The organism is Pseudomonas sp. AC247 (assembly GCF_979258015.1).
Map to the genome: position 1 here is coordinate 1525108 of NZ_OZ409829.1, position 21413 is coordinate 1546520.

Genomic DNA, 21413 nt, shown 5'->3' on the forward strand with positions numbered 1-21413 from the left:
AGCCCGTGGAAGCAAGGTTTGGTATCGCCCTCGTTTCGCGTTTTTCCCCTCTTTCCCTTGCTGTGCATCTGAGCGTCGCCGGGCTGCTGTTCGGCGGGATCAGTGCCCCTGCGCTGGCCACATGCTCCACGGCCGGTTCAATCGTGACGTGTACGGGGGTGCCGCCACTGCCACTGGTTCCCAACGACTTCGCCAGTGCCACGAACAACCTGACGGTCAACGTCAACAGCGGCGCGCAGATGAACGCGACCCTTGGCGGGCATGTCATGGACCTGACGGGGGTCGGCATCACCCTGAACAACTCCGGCATCATGGATCCGGCAGTCCTTGGGCTGATATCGGTGTTGAGCGGCGGTGCATTTATCGGGAACGGCGCGACCAGCACGGTCAATGTGCTCAACAATACGGGCGCGATCATGCGCGGTACCGGCATGTTGCTTGGGCTTAACCTGACCAGCGTCAATGGCCTGGCCATCGCGGTGAACAACGCCGCTGCCGGCACCACCACCCTCACCAACAACGGCACCATTACCTCGACCGGACTTTCGATCGGTGGCATCACCCTGGCCGACACCCCGGTGATCGGCGTCTACGGTGGCTCGCAGGTCCACATGACCAACAGCAACACTGGTGTCATCAACGGCCGTATAGCCTTCGAAACCTCGGCGGCGGGCAACACCTTCACCAACGCCGGTGCGATTACCGGCGGTGTGTCGATGGGCGCGGGTAGCACCAACACCTTCACGGCCGTGACCGGTTCTTCGGTGCAGGTCGGTGACGGCGTGCAGATCAGTGTCGGCCTTGGTGGTCTGGTCAATATCAACCTGACTTTCGCCCCGACGGGTACGGTGGATGGCGGTGCGGGGGGGACTAACAGCCTGATCCTGCAAAACACCAGCGGCGTCGGCGGCGGTATCGCCGAGAATGGCACGGCATCGAGCGCCACCTACGTCAACTTCAACAACCTGACCCTCAACAGCGGCACCTGGACCTTGCAGGGGCCACTGGTCAGCGGTGCGACCACGCTCAACGGCGGTATCGCGAATTTCAACAACAACGCCACCTTCGGCAGCGGCGTGCTCACGTCCAACGGCGGGATTCTGCAGGCCAGTAATGCCGGGTTGAACATCAGCAATCTGATTTCCGTCGGTGCCGGCGGCGTCACGGTACAAGGCGGCAATGCCACTACCCTGAGCGGGGTGATTTCCGGCAGCGGCGGTTTCACCAAGGCCGGTACCGGACAACTTAACCTCGGCGCCGCCAACACCTATCTGGGCAACACCACGCTCAACGGTGGCACGGTGCAGGTCAGCAACAATCAGGCCTTCAGCACCGGCAGCCTCAACGTCACCGGCGCGACAACGCTGAGCGCACCGGGCACCATCAGCCTGGCCAACGCCATCAGCCTCGGCGGCACCTTGACGGCCGGCGGCACGGGCGCACTGACCCTCGGCGGCTTGATCAGCGGCAGCAGCGGCCTGACCAAAACCGGCAGCGGCAGCCTGACCCTCAGCGGCGCCAACTCCGGTTTCACCGGCACCACCACACTCAGTGCCGGCAGCCTGCTGGTGACCAATAACAACTCGCTGGGCAGCGGTGCGCTGAACACCGCCGCCGGCACCAGCCTCGACAGCACCACCAACGTGACGCTGGCCAATAACATCGGCATGACCGGCGCGCTCAACGTGCTCGGCAGCAATGCGCTGACCCTCGGCGGCGTGTTGAGCGGCACTGGCGGCATCACCAAAAGCGGCACCGCCAGCCTGACCCTGACCGGCAACAACAGCAACTCAGGCAACACCGCCCTCAATGCCGGCACGTTGTTCGTTGGCAGCAATACCGCGCTGGGGACCGGCGCACTCAGTGCGGCGGCCGGCACGGTGCTGGATGCGACTACTGCGGTGACACTGGCGAATGCCGTCGCACTGGCCGGCGGCGTGACCATTGGCGGCACCCAGGCACTGGGCTTGAGCGGCGTCGTCAGCGGCGCCGGCAACCTGATCAAGAGCGGCACGGCGAACCTGAGCCTCAGCGGCAACAACACCTTCTCCGGCGGCACCGCACTGAATGCCGGCACGCTGATTGTCGGCTCCAACACCGCGCTCGGCACTGGCGCGCTGACCACGGCGGCGGGCACCACGCTCGACGCCAGCACCGCAGTCGCACTGACCAACGCGGTCTCGCTCGGCGGCAATCTCAACGTCGGCGGCAGCGCCAACCTGACCCTCGGCGGCATCGTCAGCGGTAGCGGCGGGCTGACCAAAAACGGCGCAGCCAACCTGATTCTCAATGGCGCCAACACCTTTCTCGGTGCCATTGCGCTGAACGCCGGTACGATCACCGCAGGCGCCAACGCGGCGCTGGGTAGCGGCAACATCACCGTGGGCGGTGTAGCTACCCTCGACAGTAATGCGGCGGTGACCCTGAACAACGCCGTCATTCTCAACAACAGCCTGGGGATCGGCGGTAGTAATGCGCTGAACCTCGGCGGGGTGATCAGCGGCGCCAGCCAGCTGGTGAAAAACGGCGCCGCCAATCTCACGCTTAACGGCACCAACACCTACAGCGGCGGCACCACGCTGAATGCTGGCAGCCTCACCGTCGGCAACGGCGCAGCATTGGGCACGGGGGCCTTGACGGTGGAAGGCGCGGGCACACTCAACAGCAGCTCGGCCGTGACCCTGAACAACAACGTGATTCTCAACGCCAACCTCACCGCCGGCGGCGCCAACGCACTGACCCTTGGCGGGGTGATCAGTGGCGGCAACGGGCTGATCAAAACCGGCGCTTCGAGCCTGACCCTCAACGGCAACAACACCTACACCGGCACCACGGCGCTGAATGCCGGTTCACTGATTGTCGGCTCCAGCACAGCTCTTGGTACCGGCACACTCAACGCCTCGAACGGCACCTCCCTCGATGCCAGCGCTGCCGCGACGCTGGCCAACAACGTCAACCTCTCCGGCACTCTGACTGTAGGCGGCACCAATGCGCTGACCCTTGGCGGTGTGGTCGCCGGTATCGGTGGATTGACCAAGAACGGCGCTGCCGACCTGACCCTCAACGGCGCCAACACTTATTTTGGCAACACCGTGTTGAACACCGGCAAACTGATCGTCGGCAGTAACACCGCGCTGGGCTCCGGTACGTTGAACGCGGCGGCCAACACCACGCTGGACGCCAACACGACCGTCAGCCTGAACAACGCCGTCGCGCTGGCCGGCGCCGTGAACATCGGCGGCACGGCGAATATGACGCTGACCGGTCTGGTCAGCGGTGCCGGCAGCCTGGTGAAAAACGGCACGGCCAATCTGATTCTCAATGCAGCAAACAACTACCTCGGCGGCACCACGCTGAATGCCGGCACACTGACCGTCGGCAACAGTTCGGCATTGGGTTCTGGCGCATTGACCGTCGCTGGCGCGTCGACGCTGGACAGCAACTCGCCGCTGGTCAGCCTCAACAACGCGGTCGCCCTGAATGCCGGACTGACCGTGGGCGGCACGCAGAATCTCACCCTCGGCGGCGTCACCAGCGGTACTGGCCCACTGATCAAGAACGGCACTGCCAACCTGACCCTCAACGGCAACAATACTTTCAGCGGCGGCACCACTTTGAATGCCGGTACGCTGACCTTGGGCAATGCCAACGGTCTGGGCAGCGGCGCATTGATCGTCGGCGGCGCGGCGACGCTGGATAACAGCGCGTCGTTCGGCATCGGCAACGCGATCACTTTGAACGCCGGGCTGACCGTCGCCGGCAACAACGATTTGAGCTTGAATGGCATCATCGACGGTGCCGGCAACCTGACCAAAAACGGTTTGTCGGACCTGGCCCTGGCGAACAACAACACCTTCACCGGTGCGCTGAACATCATCTCCGGCAGCGTCACCACGCTCAACAACAACGCCTTGGGCAATACCTCCGGGGTCAACATCAGCGCCGGCGCCGGGCTCAATCTGGGCAGCAACGCCAGCCTCGGTGCGCTGACCGGCAGCGGCAGTGTGCAACTGACCGGCAGCAACCTGCTGACCGTCGGCAGCGGCGACGTCACCAGCACCTTCGACGGCGATCTCAGTGGCAGCGGTGGCCTGGTCAAAGTCGGCACCGGCACCTTGAACCTCACCGGGATCAACGGCATCACCGGCAACACCGCGATCAATGGCGGTACCGTCGACCTCAGCGGTTCGCTGGCCAGTGCGCAGGTCAACGTCAACACCGGCGGTACCCTCACCGGCACCGGTTCGGCAATTGGTAGCGTCAACATCAACAGCGGCGGCCATCTGGCCTTGTCGTCGGGCAACCAACTGTCTGCCAGTGCGTTGACTCTCGCGGCCGGCAGTAACGTCGATGTCGCGTTGGCAACACCGTCGACCACGTCGCTGATGAATGTCGGCGGCAACCTCACCCTCGACGGCAATCTCAACGTCACCGATGCCGGCGGTTTTGGCGTTGGCGTGTATCGCCTGTTCAACTACACCGGCGCCCTGACCAATCTCGGTCTGGACGTCGCCAGCGTGCCGGTCGGTTACGGCCTCGGCGATCTGCTGGTGCAGACCGGCGTGCCCAATCAGATCAACATTCAAGTGTCGGCGCCGAACGTCAACATCCGTTACTGGGACGGCAGTCAGACCATCGCCAACGGTGTGGTCGATGGCGGCAGCGGCACCTGGAACGCGGTCGGCACCAACTGGACCGATGCCAACGGTCTGGTCAACCAACCATGGGCCGGCGATTTCGCAGTATTCCAAGGCACCGCCGGCACGGTGACGGTGAACGGCACACAAGCGTTTACCGGCATGCAATTCCTCACTGACGGCTACAACGTAGTGAATGGCGCGGCGGGGCAACTCACGGCAGTCAACGGCACTGGCGGCACCACGTCGTTGCGCGTCGATCCGGGCGTGACCGCGACCATCAACGCCAACATCAATGGCAGCGGCATCCTCAATAAACTCGACAGCGGCACCTTGGTGCTGGGCGGTGCCAACGCCTATACCGGCGGCACGCAACTGGACGGCGGCAAAATCATCGTGGGCAGCAACACTGCACTGGGTACCGGTACGTTGACGGCGAATGCCGGCACGCAACTGGACAGCAATGCGGCGGTGACGCTGGCCAACGCGGCCACGCTCAACGGCAACCTCACCGTGGTCGGCAGCAATGCCCTGACCCTCAACGGCGTGATTGGCGGCACGGGTGGCCTGATCAAAACCGGCACGGCCAACCTGACCCTTGGCGGCAATAACGCCTTCCTCGGCCCGGTGGCCTTGAATGCCGGTGGACTGATTCTGGCGTCGAACTCGGCGCTGGGTTCCGGCACCTTGAATGCGGCGGGCGGCACCACGCTGGATGCGAGCACGGCGGTGTCGTTGAACAACGCGGTCAATCTGGCCGGCAACCTCGGCATCGTCGGCACGGCAGATCTGACGCTTGCCGGTACGGTCAACGGTGCCGGCAGCTTGAGTAAAAACGGCGCGTCGAACCTGACCCTCAGCGGCAACAACAACTTCCTCGGCGGCACCACCCTCAACGCCGGCACCCTGACCGCCGGCAGCAACTCGGCGCTGGGTCTGGGCAACCTGACCGTGGCCGGTGCCTCGGCGCTGGACAGCAACAGCGCGCTGAGCCTGGGCAACAACGTCGTGCTCAACGCCAATCTGAGCAACACCGGCAGCAACAACCTGACCCTCGCCGGTGTGGTCAGCGGCGCGGGCGGTTTGATCAAGAACGGCGCGTCGAACCTGACGCTCAATGGCATCAATACTTACTCGGGCGGCACCACGCTGAACGCCGGCACGCTGACGCTCGGCACCGGCGGCTCGCTGGGCAGCGGCGCGCTGACCGTGGCAGGCGCCTCGACCCTCGACAATTCCGCGCCGCTGGTACTGGCCAACAACCTCAACGTCAACGCCAATCTGGGCCTGGCCGGTAACAATAATCTGACCCTCGGTGGTGTGATCGCCGGCGCGGGCACGTTGACCAAGAACGGTCTGTCCGACATGACGCTGAGCGGCAGCAACACGTTCAGCGGCACGTTCGATGTGCTCGCCGGCAGCCTGACCACGCTGAGCAGCGGGGCGCTCGGCAACAATGCCACGCTCAATCTCGCAAGCGGCGCGGCGCTCAACCTTGGCGCCTCGGGCAGCCTGGCCAGCCTCACTGGCAGCGGCACGGCGTTGATCGGCACGGGCAACACATTGAGCCTTGGCGGCAACAATATCAGCAGCACCTTCGCCGGCATCCTCAGCGGCGACGGCGGCCTGACCAAGCTCGGCACCGGCACCCTGACCCTCAGCGGCATCAGCGACCTGACCGGCGACACCAGCGTCAACGCCGGCACCCTGCAGGTCAACGGTTCGCTGGCCAGCGGCAACGTGCTGGTCAACAACGGCGGCACCCTCGGGGGCAGCGGCACCTTGACCGGTGCTGTGACCGTGGCGGATGGCGGTCATCTGGCAGGCGTTACCGGCAGCACCTTGTCGGTCGACTCGCTGGTGTTCAACGGCAACTCCAACTTCGACGTCGGCCTCGGCACTCCGGTGTCCGGTGGCGGCAATGCGCTGGTCAATGTCGGCGGCAACCTGACCCTCGACGGCACGCTCAACGTCAGTGACATCGGTGGTTTCGGCAGCGGCGTGTATCGCCTGATCAACTACACCGGCGGCCTGACCGACAACGGCATGCTGATCGGCAGCGTGCCGGGCAGCGTGACCCCGGGCGACCTGACCCTGCAAACCGCGCTGGCCAATCAGATCAACCTGTTGGTGACTGCACCGGGCGTCACCGTGCAGTTCTGGGACGGCAATCAGCTGGTCGCCAACGGTTCGGTAGAGGGTGGCAGCGGTACCTGGGGCACCGGCACCACCAACTGGACCGACGTCAACGGCACCACCAACCAAGCCTGGACCAACAACTTCGCGGTGTTCCAGGGCGCGGCTGGCACGGTCACCGTCAACGGTGCGCAAACCGTCACCGGCATGCAGTTCGTCACCGATGGCTACAGCCTGGTCAACGGCACGGCGGGTTCGCTGAATCTGGTCAACGGTTCGCTGGGCAATGCCACGGTGCGGGTAGACCCGAACGCCACTGCAACGATTGGTGTGGCGCTCAACGGCAGCGGCACGCTGGGCAAATACGACACCGGTACGCTGGTGCTCAACGCGGCCAACGGTTACACCGGCGGCACGGCGCTCAATGGCGGCAAGATCGTGGTCGGCAACAACGCGGCCCTCGGCACTGGTGTGTTGACCGCCGCTGCGGGCACCGCGCTGGACAGCAACACCGCCGTCACCCTCGGCAATGCCGTGGTGCTCAACGGTGGCCTGACCGTCGCCGGCTCCAACGCCCTGACGCTGGGCGGCGTGGTCAGCGGCGCAGGCAGCCTGATCAAGGCCGGCGCGTCGAGCCTGACCCTCAACGGCAATAACAGCTACAGCGGCGGCACCCAACTCAACGCCGGCGCGCTGATTCTCGGCAACAACAGCGCGATCAGCAGCGGTGCCTTGAACGTGACCGGCAATGGCAGCCTCGACAGCACCTCGGCGCTGCAACTGGCCAACGCGATCAATCTGGGCGGGCAATTGACCCTCGCCGGCAACCAGAACACTACGCTGATCGGCGCTGTCACTGGCACGGGCAGTCTGGTGAAAAATGGCGCAGGCGATCTGACCCTCAACGGCGCCAACACCTATAGCGGCGGCACCACCCTGAACGGCGGCAGCACGTTCGGCGACACCAGCAGCCTGCAAGGTGCAATCGTCAACAACGCCACGCTGACCTTCGCGCAGAACGCCGACGGCAGCTACACCGGCAACCTCACTGGCGCTGGCACGCTGAACAAAACCGGCAGTGGTGATTTGCTCCTGACCGGCAACAACGGCTTCACCGGTAATACCTCGGTGCAGGCGGGTAGCCTGCTGGTCAATGGCGTGCTTAATAGCGCTAACGTCAACGTCGCCAGCGGCGCAAGCCTCGGCGGCAGCGGCCAGTTCGGCGGCGCCGTGCAACTGGCGAACGGCGCGACACTGGTCGGTGGCGGCGCGGCAACGCCGTTGTCGGTCGGTGCGCTGGCACTGTCGTCGGGGACCAATCTGGACTTCAGCCTCGGCTCGGCGACCAGCTCGACCACGGTGGTTGATGTCGCCGGCAACCTGACCCTCGACGGCACGCTGAACGTCAGCAATGCCGGCGGCTTCGGTACCGGGGTGTATCAACTGTTTCGCTACGGTGGCAGCCTGACCGACAACGGTCTGGTCTATGGCAGCCTACCGGTAGCGGCGGCCAACCTGACCCTGCAAACGGCCATCGCCAATCAGATCAACCTGCTGGTGCAAGGCACTCCGGGTGAGGTGCAGTTCTGGAACGGCGGCACCACCAATCCCGATGGCAGCATCGGCGGCGGCAGTGGCGTGTGGGGGCCAGGCACCAACTGGACGGACCCGACAGGCACTCAGGCCCTCGGTTCGAATGGTCAATTTGCAGTGTTCGGTGGCCAGAGCGGCACAGTCACCGTGCAGGGCAATCAGAACTTTACCGGCCTGCAATTTCTCACCAATGGTTACAGCCTGACGCCAGGTGCCGGCGGTACGCTGACACCAGTCAACGGTCCGGATGGCAGCCTTGCACCGGTGCGCGTCAATGCCGGGGCCAGCGCGCAAATCTCCGTGCCGCTGGTGGGCACCGGCGGTATCGAGAAACTCGACTCCGGCACGCTGGTGTTGACGGGTGCCAACACCTACAGCGGTGGCACCACGGTCAGCGGCGGTACGCTGATCGGTAACACCACCAGTCTGCAGGGCAACATCCTCGACAACGCGTCGCTGGTGTTCCAGCAAAATGCCAACGGCCAGTTCAACGGTGTGCTCAGTGGCACGGGCGCCTTGGTCAAACGCGGCGACGGCACGTTGTTGCTGACCGGCAATCAACCGTTCAACGGTACGGTCTCGGTCGATCAAGGCGTGCTGCAAGTCGGCAGCCGCTCGGCGCGGGCCTCGCTCGGTGGACAAGTCACCGTGGCCAACGGTGCAGGCCTGAGCGGTAACGGCAGCGTCGGTTCGATCATCAACCACGGCGTCGTGCAATCCGGTTCCGAGGCGGGCACGCTGAGCGTTGCCGGCAACCTGACCAACGCCTCCGATGGCGTGCTGGCCCTGACCATCAGCTCGCCAACCGCCACGCCATTGGCGGTCGGTGGCACGGCGACGCTGGGTGGCGGCTTGCAGGTGAATTCGCTGGCGCCGTTCACCGGCAATACCGTGTACTTGCTGATCACCGCAGGTGGCGGTGTGGTCGGGACCTTCAGTGCTGCGGACTTGCCGCAGTACGCGTTCCTCGATTCGGCACTGGTGTACGACACCAACGCCGTCAATCTGGTGGTCAGTCGCAACGGCAATTCCTTTGTCGATGTCGCCGCCACCCAGAACCAGCGCAACACTGCCTCGGCGTTGATGCGCAATGGTGCGGCGGGTGCGGCGTTGCAGGGCGAAATCGTCAACCTCAGCGTCGCCGGTGCGCGCAATGCCTTCGACAGCCTGTCGGGGGAAATCCATGCCAGCACCGCCAGCGCCATCCTCGAGGATTCGCGTTACGTGCGCGAAGCAGTCAACGACCGCATGCGCCAGCCATCGTGCAGCGCCGCGGATGATCCACGCCGCGCCCTGGCGCCGAGTGACAACCAATTGAGCAGCAACGGTTGCCACGGCGAAATGGTCGGCTGGGCCCGCGCACTCGGTGCCTGGGGCGAGTCGGATGGCGACAGCAACGCCGCCAGTCTCGATCGCAACCTCAGCGGTTTCATGCTCGGCACTGACAAGCAACTCGATGATCAGTGGCGCGTGGGCATGGCCGCCGGTTACACCCGCAGCGACCTCGATGCACATGATCGTCGTTCGGACGCGACCGTCGAAAGCTACCACCTGGCGGCGTACCTCAACTCGCAGTTCGATGCACTGGCCGTGCGCCTCGGCGCGGCGTACAGCTGGCACGACATCGAGACCAAACGCGACGTCAGCGTCGGCAGCTACAACGATCGCCTGAAGGCTAATTACTACGCGCGCAGCGCTCAGGTGTTTGGTGAAGTCGGTTACACGATTGAAGCCGGCGGCATTGCCCTGGAACCCTTCGCCGGTCTGTCGTATGTCAACTACGACTCCGACAAGGCCAAGGAAAAAGGCGGGGTAGGGCGACTGAAGGCTGAAGCCGATCAGGACATCACCTTCTCGACCCTCGGCCTGCGCGCCGGCAAAGTCATCACCCTGGCCAACGGCGGGCAATTCACCCCGCGCGCGGCCATCGGCTGGCGCCATGCCTTCGGCGACACCAAACCTGACGCCGACCTGAGCTTCATCGACGGCGGCGCCTCGTTCAGCACCCAAGGCGTACCGATCGCCAAGGACAGCGCGCTGGTCGAAGCAGGGGTGGACTTCCAGATCAGCCCGACCGGCAAGCTCGGAGTGGGTTATTCGGGGCAATTGTCGAATGACAACAACGACCACGCGATGACCATCAGCTTCAGCCTTGGCTTCTGATTTAGGGTCGAAGCACTTTTAGCCGCCCGCAAGGGCGGTTTTTTTTAAGATCAAAAGATCGCAGCCTGCGGCAGCTCCTACATGGGATTTGTGTAGGCGCTGCCGCAGGCTGCGATCCTTTGATCTGTTGGCTTTCAGTCCGGCTGTCCGTGCTCTGCTAGAATCGGCCTCATTCACAGCCTGAGACTTCCCCATGAGCGAGCCGATTCGTCTGACCCAATACAGCCACGGCGCCGGTTGCGGCTGCAAGATTTCCCCGCAGGTGCTGGAGGTGATTCTGGCCGGCAGCGGTGCGCAGAACCTTGATCCGAAACTCTGGGTCGGCAACGCCTCGCGCGATGATGCCGCGGTGTACGAGATCGATGCCGAGCGCGGCGTGGTCTCGACCACCGACTTTTTCATGCCGATTGTCGACGACCCGTTCGACTTCGGCCGTATCGCCGCGACCAACGCGATCAGCGACATCTACGCGATGGGCGGCGATCCGCTGATGGCGATTGCGATCCTCGGCTGGCCGGTCAATGTGCTGGCGCCGGAAGTCGCGCGCGAAGTGATTCGCGGCGGCCGTGCGGTATGCGACGCGGCAGGCATTCCGTTGGCAGGCGGGCATTCGATCGATGCGCCGGAGCCGATCTTCGGCCTCGCCGTCACCGGCCTGGTGGAAAAACGCCACATGAAACGCAACGACACCGCCACCGCCGGTTGCCGGTTGTACCTGACCAAACCGCTGGGCATCGGCATCCTCACCACCGCCGAGAAGAAGGGCAAGTTGCGCGCCGCCGACGTCGGCGTGGCCCGTGACTGGATGTGCACCCTGAACAAGCCTGGCAGCCGCTTCGGCAAACTCGCCGGCGTCACGGCGATGACCGACGTCACCGGTTTCGGCCTGCTCGGCCATCTGGTGGAAATGGCAGATGGCAGCAAGCTGACGGCGCGCATCGTTTATGACCGGGTGCCACGTCTGGACAGCGTCGAGTATTACCTCGATCAGGGCTGCGTACCCGGCGGTACCCTGCGCAATTTCGACAGCTATGCGAGCAAGGTCGGCCGCGTGCAGGAGCTGCACAAACGTGTGCTCTGCGACCCGCAAACCAGCGGCGGCCTGCTGATTGCCGTTACCCCTGAAGGCGATGCCGAGTTCCTTGCCGTCGCCGCCGAACTGGGCCTGAACCTGGCGCCAATCGGCGAACTGGTTGAGCGACAGACGAACGCAGTCGAGGTGATTTGATGCTCCGCGACTGCACTGACTACCGAGACATTTTCCTCAACGACCGGCCGCTGATGGATGCCCGTGCGCCGGTCGAGTTTCACAAGGGCGCATTCCCCGGCGTGATCAATCTGCCGCTGATGACCGACATCGAGCGGCAGAAGATCGGCACTTGCTACAAGCAGCACGGTCAGCAGGCGGCCATCGAATTGGGTCATCAACTGGTGAGCGGCGCGGTGAAAGCCGAGCGCATTCAGGCCTGGGCCGATTTCGCCCGCGCCCATCCTGATGGTTATCTCTATTGTTTTCGCGGCGGCCTGCGTTCGCAGATCACTCAACAGTGGCTGCGTGACGAAGCGGGTATCGACTATCCGCGCGTCGGCGGTGGTTACAAGGCGATGCGCAACTTTCTGATCGACACCACTGAGCAGGCCATCGCCCAGTGTGATTTTGTCCTGCTGGGCGGCATGACCGGCACCGGCAAGACTGAAGTGCTGGGGCAACTGCGCAACGGCCTGGACCTGGAAGGTCACGCCAATCATCGCGGTTCCAGTTTCGGCAAACGGGCTACCGGGCAGCCCTCCAACATCGATTTTGAAAACCGTCTGGCCATCGACATCCTCAAGAAACGTGCTGCCGGCATCGAGCAGTTCGTGCTGGAAGACGAGAGCCGGGTGGTCGGCAGTTGCGCTTTGCCGCTGCCGCTGTATCAGGGCATGCAGCAGTACCCGATGGTCTGGCTGGAAGACAGTTTTGACGATCGCGTGGAGCGGATTCTGCGCGATTACGTGGTGGATCTGTCGGCGGAATTTTCGACGGTGCACGGGGAGGAGGGGTTCACGTTGTTCTCGGAGCGGCTGCTGGAAAGCCTCAATAACGTGCAGAAACGCCTCGGCGGTGAGCGTCATCAGCGCATGTTGCTATTGATGGAAGCGGCGTTGATCGAGCAAGGGCGTAGCGGCGCAGTGGATCTGCATCGCGGCTGGATCGAGGGCCTCCTGCGCGAGTATTACGATCCGATGTATGTGTTCCAGCGCGAGAAAAAGGGCGGGCGGATCGAGTTTGCGGGGGAGAGCGGGGCGGTGATCGAGTATTTGCGTGGGCGGGTGAGTCAGAAGGATTGATGTTGAATTGACTGGCCTCATCGCGAGCAGGCTCACTCCTACAGGGGGAACGCATTTCAACTGTAGGAGTGAGCCTGCTCGCGATGGGGCCGGGTCAGGCAACAAATGACTCAGGTCGGACAGGTTTCCTTGCCGTGGTCCAGCCCCTGCTTGTAGCTGTGGCTCTGCAAACTGGCCTTGCCGTTGTGCCAGGTCAGGGTCAGCACGTACAGCGAATCAAAATCGTCGCCCGACCAGTCATCGGTAATGTTCTGTTTGCCGCCGACCGCTGTGCCCGCGACCTTGTTGATCAATTCCGGCAGATAACCATGGGACCACGCGGTGTAAATCGTCGAGTTGTGGTACTTGTCGGTGAGCAGTTCGCGGGCCAGGTCGCTGGTGTCATTGGCGGAAAACTCGATGTTCACCGGCAAGCCGAGCTTGATCGCTGCCGGGCTGATGGTCATCAGCGGGCGAATGTAGCTGTAGGAATTGTCCAGCTCGCCTTCCTCGACATTGCGCGTCGGGTTCGCGGCGAACACGTAGTCGGCCTTGCCGAATTTTTCCGGCAGTAGCGTCGACAAGTCGATGGCGCGGTTCAAACCCTGGCAGTTGAGCTGGCCGAGACCGCCCTCGGGCTTTTCGGCGTGGCGCAGGAACACCAGCGTCTGCGTGCCATCTGCCGGTTGTGCGCGGCTTTCGCTGGATTCAAGCGACAGAAACAGCGCACTGGCCGCCAGCAGGGAGGGCAGGACCACGTAAGCGCGTTGTTTGAAGCGTTTGGCGAAACTTATCAAGTTCGTCATGAAATAAGGGGTTCTTCAGCAATTTCGGTTAAGGCGGACAAGCCTTTACACCGCGGGCTCCCAGCACCGGGTGTTTTCCCTGTCGTGAACGGCTTCCTTTGCAACAAAGGCATAGCTCAGAGTCCTCTGAGGCCGATTTGGTTCGATCCCGCACTTTAGCGGCAACCTTCAACGGTCTGGTCGCAGCTTAACCACAGGATGTTACGGTTCATGTAGGAGCTGCCGCAGGCTGCGATCTTTTGACCTTGCTTGAAGGCTCAAGATCAAAAGATCGCAGCCTTCGGCAGCTCCTACATTAATATCGGGGTTCAATTTGTGACTGGATGCTTCCCATGACCGATCTGTCCGCGTTCCCGATCACCCAGAAATGGCCGGCGCAGTACCCTGACTGGATTCAGCTCTACTCCCTGCCGACCCCCAACGGCGTCAAAGTCTCGATCATGCTCGAAGAAATCGGCCTGCCGTACGAGCCGCACAAGGTCGCTTTCGACAGCAACGATCAGTTGTCCGCGGAGTTTCTGTCGCTGAACCCGAACAACAAGATCCCGGCGATTCTCGATCCGCATGGCCCGGAAGATCAGCCGCTGCCGTTGTTCGAATCCGGCGCGATCCTGATTTACCTGGCCGACAAGAGCGGGCAGTTGCTGGCGCAGGAAGGCGCGCTGCGTTACGAAAGTATCCAATGGCTGATGTTCCAGATGGGCGGTATCGGCCCGATGTTCGGCCAGCTCGGTTTTTTCAACAAATTCGCCGGCAAGGATTACGAGGACAAGCGCCCGCGTGACCGATATGTCGATGAGAGCAAGCGCCTGCTGAAAGTTCTCGATACCCGCCTGGAAGGCCGCGACTGGCTGATGGGTGAGCGCTACACGATTGCCGACATCGCGACGTTCCCGTGGGTGCGCAACTTGATCGGCTTTTATGAGGCCGGAGATCTGGTCGGCATCCAGAGCTTCCCCAACGTCACCCGCGTGCTCGAGCGCTTCCTCGCCCGCCCGGCGGTCATCCGCGGCCTGACCATTCCCTCCTGACTAAACACAAACCCTTGTAGGAGTGAGCCTGCTCGCGATAGCGGTGTGTCAGTCAACATTGATATCGACTGACACACCGCTATCGCGAGCAGGCTCACTCCTACAAGGGATGTGCACAATCCGGTGAGATTGTTGCGCGCCCGGTAATGCACTCTTGATTGATCCAGGTTTGTACCTCAACCCCCGCAAGGCATAAGCTTCGCCCCCTACGACTTTCGTCTCATCTTCCGATTTCAGGAAAGCCTCATGTCCAGCCAGTTCCCCGAAGCACGTCCCCGCCGTCTGCGCCGCAATGCGAGCCTGCGCAGTCTGTTCCAGGAAACCGAATTCAGCCTGAACGATCTGGTCCTGCCGATTTTCGTCGAGGAAGAAATCGACGACTTCGTGCCGATCAAAAGCATGCCCGGCGTGATGCGTATTCCCGAGCGCAAACTGGCCAGCGAGATCGAGCGTTATGCCCGCGCGGGTATCAAGTCGGTGATGACCTTTGGCGTGTCGCACCATCTGGATGGCAATGGCAGCGACACCTGGCGTGAAGACGGTCTGGTCTCGCGCATGTCGCGCATCGCCAAGGACGCCGTGCCGGAAATGATCGTGATGTCCGACACCTGCTTCTGCGAATACACCGATCACGGCCACTGCGGCGTGATGCACAACCATGAAGTCGACAACGACCAGACCCTGATCAACCTCGGCAAACAAGCCGTGGCAGCCGCGCATGCCGGTGCTGACGTGATCGCGCCGTCGGCGGCGATGGACGGCCAAGTGCGGGCGATTCGCCAGGCACTCGATGCAGCCGGCTTCACGCAGATTCCGATCATGGCGTATTCGACCAAATTCGCTTCGGCGCTGTATGGCCCGTTCCGCGAGGCCGGTGGCAGCGCGCTGAAGGGCGACCGCAAAAGCTATCAGATGAACCCGATGAACCGCCGCGAAGCGTTGCGTGAATCGTTGCTTGATGAGCAGGAAGGCGCGGATGCGCTGATGGTCAAACCGGCCGGTGCCTACCTGGACATCATCCGCGACATTCGTGAAGCCTCGAACCTGCCGCTGTCGGCGTATCAGGTCAGCGGCGAGTACGCGATGATCAAATTTGGCGCGCAGGCCGGCGCGATTGATGAAGATCGCGTGGTGCGTGAAAGCCTGGGCGCGATCAAACGCGCGGGTGCGGATCTGATCTTCACCTACTTTGCGATGGACCTGGCCCTGGCCGGAATCTAAGCAACAACGCATAACCCAAACTGTAGGAGTGAGCCTGCTCGCGATGGCGTCATATCAGTCGACATCAACATTGACTGACACGACGCCATCGCGAGCAGGCTCACTCCTACAGGGGTTTGTGTGGTCAAGGGGCGTTGAAGAAGGGGCGGATGCCGTGATCGCGGAAGTAGCGTTCGATCACTTTCGGGTCGGCGCTGTTGTCGGCAAGCGCCACGTAGGTGTCCGGGCGTAAGAGGTAGAAACCGTTACGCCCCAAGCCTGCTGTTTCAAACGCCGGACGCCAGTCGAACACATGCAGCGGCAAATGATGCTCGTGGCACCAGGCAATCATTTCGTCGCTGGTGTCGCCATACACATGCACTTGCCAGCAGGGCTGGCGTAGCGGCTCGTAATTATCCCCTTCGCCATCATGCGCCCACGGCAAGCGGTCACCGCCGTGGACGTGGCCGGCGGCACCCTGGCTCAGCGGCATGCCGCGATAGTTGAGGGTGACTTGTGACACCGTGCGAAACAGGAACTCGCGACTGGCTTCGAACGCGGCCATTTTCGGGATCAGAAACGGTGCCACGCGCATGCGCAGCAGATCGGCCAGACGCCCCTCGGCAGTGACAAAACTGAACACCTTATCGGTGGTCGACACCAGCCGGCGCGCGAAGGCAATGCGCTCGGTTTCGTAGCTGTCGAGCAGACCCGGCTCGGCACCGCCGCTGAGTACCGCCGCGAGTTTCCACGCCAGATTGATCGCATCGCCAATGCCGGTGTTCATGCCCTGACCGCCCGCCGGGCTGTGCACATGCGCAGCATCGCCGAGCAGGAACGCGCGCCCGCTGCGAAAGTGCTCGGCCACGCGGTGATGCACGCGGTAGGTCGAGAACCAGTGCACGTCTTCTATATGGACTTTCAGGTGCTCGATGGCGCGGCTGCTGACATCGGAAAACGCCAAGGTTTCGGCACGCTCCGCGCGTTCATCACGTACGGTGCCGATCAGCCGCGCGCGGCCTTCGCCGGCCAGTGGAAACACCGCGAGAAAATCGGCCTCGTCGAGATCCAGATGCAGTTCGCCATTCAGTGCCGGGCCGCTGGCCTGCACGTCTGCGACATAGAAAATCTGCTGATAGGTGCCACCGGGAAATCCTGCATCGAGGCTTTTGCGCACCACCGAGCGGGCACCGTCGCAGCCTGCCAGATAACACGCCTGGCAAATTGCCTGTTCGCCATCGGGCAGACGCAGATGCGCGCTGATGCCGTCGCCACTTTCTTCGAAGCTTTCCAGCGTGGTGTTGCGTTCAACCGTCACGCCATAATCTTCGAGACGTTCGATCAGTAGTTTTTCGTGCTCATCCTGCGCAAAGATTTCGACGAACGCGTAAGGCGTCAGGCCCTCGCCGATGCGGTTCAGCGGCAACTGTGCGACCGGTTTGCCGTTGACCCAGAAATTCGCCGCTGCCACCCGGTGACCGTTGCGCACCACGGTGTCGGCCAGGTCCAGTTGCCGATACAACTCCAGCGTCCGCGCCTGCACCGCCAGCGCCCGCGAAGTGGTGCCAGGTGCAGAGGTCTTGTCGATGATGCGCACCTGCACGCCGAGTTTGCTCAGCCACAGGGCCAACACCAGCCCGGTGGGGCCGGCGCCGATGATCAGAACGTCGCTGCGGTTCATGGGCCTGTCCTCCTGTTGCTGTGCAGCAAGTATGGATCAGAAGGACGGGCTGGCCAGTTCAACCGCCATCGCGAGCAGGCTCACGCCTACAGGCTTGATGTACCTGGATCAAATGTAGGAGTGAGCCTGCTCGCGATGAGGCCGGAAAATCCCCCACAAAACCAAAAAAGGCCCCGCAGCCATCAAAGCCACGGAGCCTTTTTACATGACGGTGACGCTTAGAAGTCGATAGTGCCCGACAACTTCGCCACACGCGGTTCACCCTGCGTCAGGTAACCGCCCTGAGCCGATTCCCAATACTTCTTGTTCGCGAGGTTTTCCACGCCCAGACGTACGGTCACGTCTTTCTCCGAAACCTTGAACGCATAACGCGCACCCGCATCGAAACGGTTCCAGGTCGGCAGGCTCAGGTTGTTCGCCGCATCGGCGTATTGCCCACCGGTGCGCAGCATCCGCGCGTTCAGCGCTACGCCTTGCAGGCCGGGTACGTCCCAATCGGCACCAGCGTTGAACTGGAAGGTCGGAACGCCGATCGCACGGTTGCCGTCATTGGCGCCGTTCTGGGTGTTCTTCAGCTCGGTGTCCATCAGGGTCAGGCCACTGATCAGGCGCAGACCGCTGATCGGCTCGCCGAACACGTTCATTTCCACGCCTTTGTTGACCTGCTCGCCTTCACGCACATAACGCGAGGTGTTGGCGTCGATGATTTCCGAGTAACCGTCGCTCGGCTGTTCGATACGATAAACACCCAGGCTCGCACCGTAAGTGCCCATGTCGACTTTTACCCCGGCTTCGGTCTGCTTGGAGCGTGCCGGTGCATAGGCTTCGTTGCCGTTGATCACGACGCGTGAGCCGGAGGTGGTCGGCGAGGTCGGACCTTGCGCCAGGCCTTCGATGTGGTTGGCGTAGAACGACACGTGTTCCCACGGCTTGAAGACGATGCCGTAGACCGGCGTGGTAATCGATTCGTCGTAGCTGGAAGAGCGCGGACCGCTGCCGTAGCTGGCGTAGCTGTAACCCTGCACCACCAGTTGCTGACGACGCAGGCCCGCGGTGATCAGCAGGCGATCATCAAAGAAGCCGAGGGTGTCGGAAATCGCCGCGCTGCGGTTGAACGTCTTGCCGGTGATGCCCGGATCGCTGTTGTCGCCGCCGGCGAAGTTACCGACCGGCGATGGCGTTTCTACCGGGTGGTAGATGTTGTTGGCGTACTTGGTCAGGTCGAAGTCGTAAGCGCTGCGCTGTTCGGTCCAGATGCCGGTCAGGCCGAAGTTGAGCTTGTGGCTGACCGGGCCGGTGGTGAATTTGCCGTTGAGGCCGGCCATGACGCTGGTGTTGTCTTCGTCGTGCGGGATGAACGAGCCGGTGGTGTTCGAGGCACCGTTGTTGCCGACCAGTGTGGTCGAGTTGTAGCGCCCGACTTCACGGGTGTGCTTGGCGCCACCGGCGGCGTAGGCGGTCCAGTTGTCGTTGAGGTCGTACTCGGCGCGGAGCATGCCGAAGGTGTCTTCGATGTCGGTGTAGCCCCACTTCGGCGCGTAGTTGGTGTCGGCCGACGGTGCGTCCGGAATGTGCGTGGCAGTGCCGAGGTTGACCGAGTTGCGGCCACCGTTGACGCGCTCTTTCTGGTAGGCGAAGTCGCCGGAAACGCGCAGTGCATCGCCGCGATAATCGAGGCCGATGGCAAACAGTTTCGAGCGCTGGTTTTCGTGATCGATGGCGGTGTCGCCTTCGCGTTGCGACAGGTTGACCCGCGCACCAAAACGGTTGTCTTCACCGAAACGCTGACCGATGTCGAAGTGATGACCGATGCGGCCTTCGCTGTTGATGTCGGTGGTGTAGCGGCGCAGTGGCACGTCACCGGCACGCTTGGGCTGCAGGTTGACGCCGCCGCCGATGCCGGAACCGGTCGGGGTCACACCGTTGATAAAGGCATTCGGGCCTTTGAACACTTCCACGCGCTCCAGCGCATCGGTGGAAATGATCTGCCGTGGCAGCACGCCGTAGAGGCCGTTATAGGAAATGTCATCGCCAGTCAGCGGCAGGCCACGGATCATGAAGATCTGCGCCTGGTTGGAGAAACCGGAAGCCTGGCGCACCGATGAATCGTTGAGCAGCACGTCGGCGACGTCTTCGGCTTGCTGATCCTGGATCAGTTGCTCGGTGTAGGACGCGGCGCTGAATGGCACGTCCATCATGTCCTGATTGCCCAGCACGCCCAACTGGCCGCCGCGAGCAACCTGACCACCGGCGTAAACCGGGGGCAGGGCATCGGGCGTCGGGGCTTGTGCGTTGATGTTGACGTTGTCGAGCACCAGCTCTTTGTTATCGCCTTCAGCGGCGTGAGCGGTGACCGTCAGAGAGCACAGCAGGGCGAGAAGCGTCGGGCGAAACGGGACGGCGAGTCGAACTGGAGCGGGCATTTTTTTACCTGGAGGCGCACGGCCATTGGGAAAAAGTAAGGGCGGCGCGGGAACTCCTTGCGCAAATGCGACTCCAGGCGCAAATGATAGGTTTTCTCAGTAACGTTTTGCAATCAGTTTGTCACTACGCCCCATGACACCCTGTAGAAGCTGCCGAAGGCTGCGATCTTTTGATCCGGTTTTTTAAAATCAAAGGCAAAAGATCGTCCGAACGCGGCCCGAACCTGCGGCAGCTCCTACAGGGATTGTGTATGGTGGTTCTGGCTTAGTGGACTGGATGGAGCAAGATGCGATTACTCATGACCCTCGCCGCAGTGTTGAGCCTCGCCGGTTGCGCGGGGCAGCGCAGCAGCGAACCGGTACCCCGTGCGCCTGCTGAAGTGAAGGCTGAAATCGTCCGGCTGATGCCGGCCAAGGTCGCGGATCGTCAGGGCTGGGCCACCGACATTTACGCCGCATTTGCCGCGCAAGACATCAGCCCGACCACACAGAATCTGTGCTCGGTGCTGGCGGTGGCTGAACAGGAATCGACCTTTCAGGCCGACCCCACGGTGCCCGGCCTCGGCAAGATTGCCCGCGACGAAATCGACCGTCGCGCCGGCAAAGTGCACATCCCCAGCCTGTTGGTCAGCGGCGCCCTGCAAGTGCGCTCGACCAATGGCAAGACCTACAGCGAACGCCTCAACGCCGCGCGCAGCGAGAAGGAGTTGAGCGCGATTTTCGATGACTTCATCGGCAGGGTACCGATGGGCCGTACGCTATTCGGTGGCTTCAACCCGGTCCACACCGGCGGGCCGATGCAGGTCAGCATCGAGTTTGCCGAACAGCACGCCAAGGACTATCCGTACCCGGTCGACGGCAGCATTCGCCACGAAGTGTTCAGCCGCCGCGGTGGCATGTATTTTGGCATCGCGCACTTGCTCGGTTACCCGGTGAGTTATCGCGAGCCGCTGTATCGCTTCGCCGATTTCAACGCCGGTTGGTACGCCAGCCGCAATGCCGCATTCCAGAACGCAGTCAGCCGCGCCTCGGGCATCCCGCTGGCACTCGACGGCGATCTGATTCGTTATGACTCGATCATGCCCGGCGGCACGGAGCTGGCGGTGCGCACCCTTGGCAAGTCGCTCGGCATGCGTAATCCGACCATTCGTGATCAGTTGGAAAAGGGCAAAACCCTCGAATTCGAAGACACGAAGCTCTATCAACGGGTGTTTGAGTTGGCGGAAAAAGCCGAGGGCAAGACGCTGCCGCGCGCGGTCCTACCAGGCATCGTCCTGCAAAGCCCGAAAATCACCCGCAAACTGACCACGGCCTGGTTCGCCAAGCGTGTGGATGAGCGTTACAAACGCTGCATGGCCAAGGGCGGATAAATCACACGGACATAAAAAACCCGGCAGGGGATGCCGGGTTTTTCTGGGTTGTTGCGATCAGCG

Annotated in this window: 9 protein-coding genes; 6 read left to right on the top strand and 3 right to left on the bottom strand. The window is 62.6% G+C overall.

Annotated elements, in window-relative coordinates; all coding sequences use genetic code 11:
• Positions 1 to 5: 5 nt before the first annotated feature.
• The 3 genes from ACZZ0B_RS07085 (at position 6) to mnmH (ending at position 12860) form a co-directional block, all read left to right on the top strand.
• Entirely contained in the window at positions 6 to 10529 is a 10524-nt protein-coding gene (locus tag ACZZ0B_RS07085) for an autotransporter-associated beta strand repeat-containing protein (protein WP_463544708.1), read from the top strand.
• Between the two features lie 193 nt (positions 10530 to 10722).
• Positions 10723 to 11757: a selenide, water dikinase SelD gene (gene selD / locus ACZZ0B_RS07090; protein ID WP_008081478.1), complete on the top strand. Its 1035-nt coding sequence runs from the start codon at positions 10723 to 10725 to the stop codon at positions 11755 to 11757.
• Complete coding sequence (mnmH, locus tag ACZZ0B_RS07095; RefSeq protein ID WP_463544709.1) at positions 11757 to 12860, top strand: tRNA 2-selenouridine(34) synthase MnmH; 1104 nt, start codon at positions 11757 to 11759, stop codon at positions 12858 to 12860. The genes selD and mnmH overlap by 1 nt, the downstream gene beginning before the upstream one ends.
• Before the next feature lie 110 nt (positions 12861 to 12970).
• Here mnmH and ACZZ0B_RS07100 read toward each other — a convergent pair whose 3' ends face one another.
• A complete protein-coding gene (locus ACZZ0B_RS07100; protein ID WP_008081474.1) occupies positions 12971 to 13645 on the bottom strand; it encodes a hypothetical protein in 675 nt (224 codons plus the stop codon).
• Between the two features lie 332 nt (positions 13646 to 13977).
• On the opposite strand from ACZZ0B_RS07100, the gene ACZZ0B_RS07105 reads away from it, so the two are divergent.
• Both ACZZ0B_RS07105 and hemB read left to right on the top strand, forming a co-directional pair.
• On the top strand, positions 13978 to 14676 hold the full coding sequence (locus ACZZ0B_RS07105; protein ID WP_463544710.1) for a glutathione binding-like protein: 699 nt from the start codon (positions 13978 to 13980) through the stop codon (positions 14674 to 14676).
• Between the two features lie 246 nt (positions 14677 to 14922).
• Positions 14923 to 15897 (top strand): porphobilinogen synthase, encoded by a 975-nt coding sequence (gene hemB / locus ACZZ0B_RS07110; RefSeq protein ID WP_008081471.1) that lies wholly within the window; start codon positions 14923 to 14925, stop codon positions 15895 to 15897.
• 124 nt (positions 15898 to 16021) lie between these two features.
• Here hemB and ACZZ0B_RS07115 read toward each other — a convergent pair whose 3' ends face one another.
• Both ACZZ0B_RS07115 and ACZZ0B_RS07120 read right to left on the bottom strand, forming a co-directional pair.
• Positions 16022 to 17557, bottom strand: coding sequence for an FAD-dependent oxidoreductase (locus ACZZ0B_RS07115; RefSeq protein WP_463544711.1), 1536 nt, complete (start codon positions 17555 to 17557; stop codon positions 16022 to 16024).
• Between the two features lie 218 nt (positions 17558 to 17775).
• Positions 17776 to 19980, bottom strand: a complete 2205-nt coding sequence (locus ACZZ0B_RS07120; protein WP_008081469.1) for a TonB-dependent receptor — start codon at positions 19978 to 19980, stop codon at positions 17776 to 17778.
• 287 nt (positions 19981 to 20267) lie between these two features.
• On the opposite strand from ACZZ0B_RS07120, the gene ACZZ0B_RS07125 reads away from it, so the two are divergent.
• Positions 20268 to 21350: a DUF1615 domain-containing protein gene (locus ACZZ0B_RS07125; RefSeq protein ID WP_463544712.1), complete on the top strand. Its 1083-nt coding sequence runs from the start codon at positions 20268 to 20270 to the stop codon at positions 21348 to 21350.
• The last annotated feature ends 63 nt before the right edge of the window (positions 21351 to 21413 follow it).

What these genes read in the sequence shown, in the direction of transcription:
- selD (WP_008081478.1), top strand. Translation starts at nt 10,723, where the DNA reads ATGAGCGAGCCGATTCGTCTGACCCAATACAGCCACGGCGCCGGTTGC.
- mnmH (WP_463544709.1), top strand. Translation starts at nt 11,757, where the DNA reads ATGCTCCGCGACTGCACTGACTACCGAGACATTTTCCTCAACGACCGG.
- ACZZ0B_RS07100 (WP_008081474.1), bottom strand. Translation starts at nt 13,645, where the DNA reads ATGACGAACTTGATAAGTTTCGCCAAACGCTTCAAACAACGCGCTTAC.
- ACZZ0B_RS07105 (WP_463544710.1), top strand. Translation starts at nt 13,978, where the DNA reads ATGACCGATCTGTCCGCGTTCCCGATCACCCAGAAATGGCCGGCGCAG.
- hemB (WP_008081471.1), top strand. Translation starts at nt 14,923, where the DNA reads ATGTCCAGCCAGTTCCCCGAAGCACGTCCCCGCCGTCTGCGCCGCAAT.
- ACZZ0B_RS07115 (WP_463544711.1), bottom strand. Translation starts at nt 17,557, where the DNA reads ATGAACCGCAGCGACGTTCTGATCATCGGCGCCGGCCCCACCGGGCTG.
- ACZZ0B_RS07120 (WP_008081469.1), bottom strand. Translation starts at nt 19,980, where the DNA reads ATGCCCGCTCCAGTTCGACTCGCCGTCCCGTTTCGCCCGACGCTTCTC.
- ACZZ0B_RS07125 (WP_463544712.1), top strand. Translation starts at nt 20,268, where the DNA reads ATGCGATTACTCATGACCCTCGCCGCAGTGTTGAGCCTCGCCGGTTGC.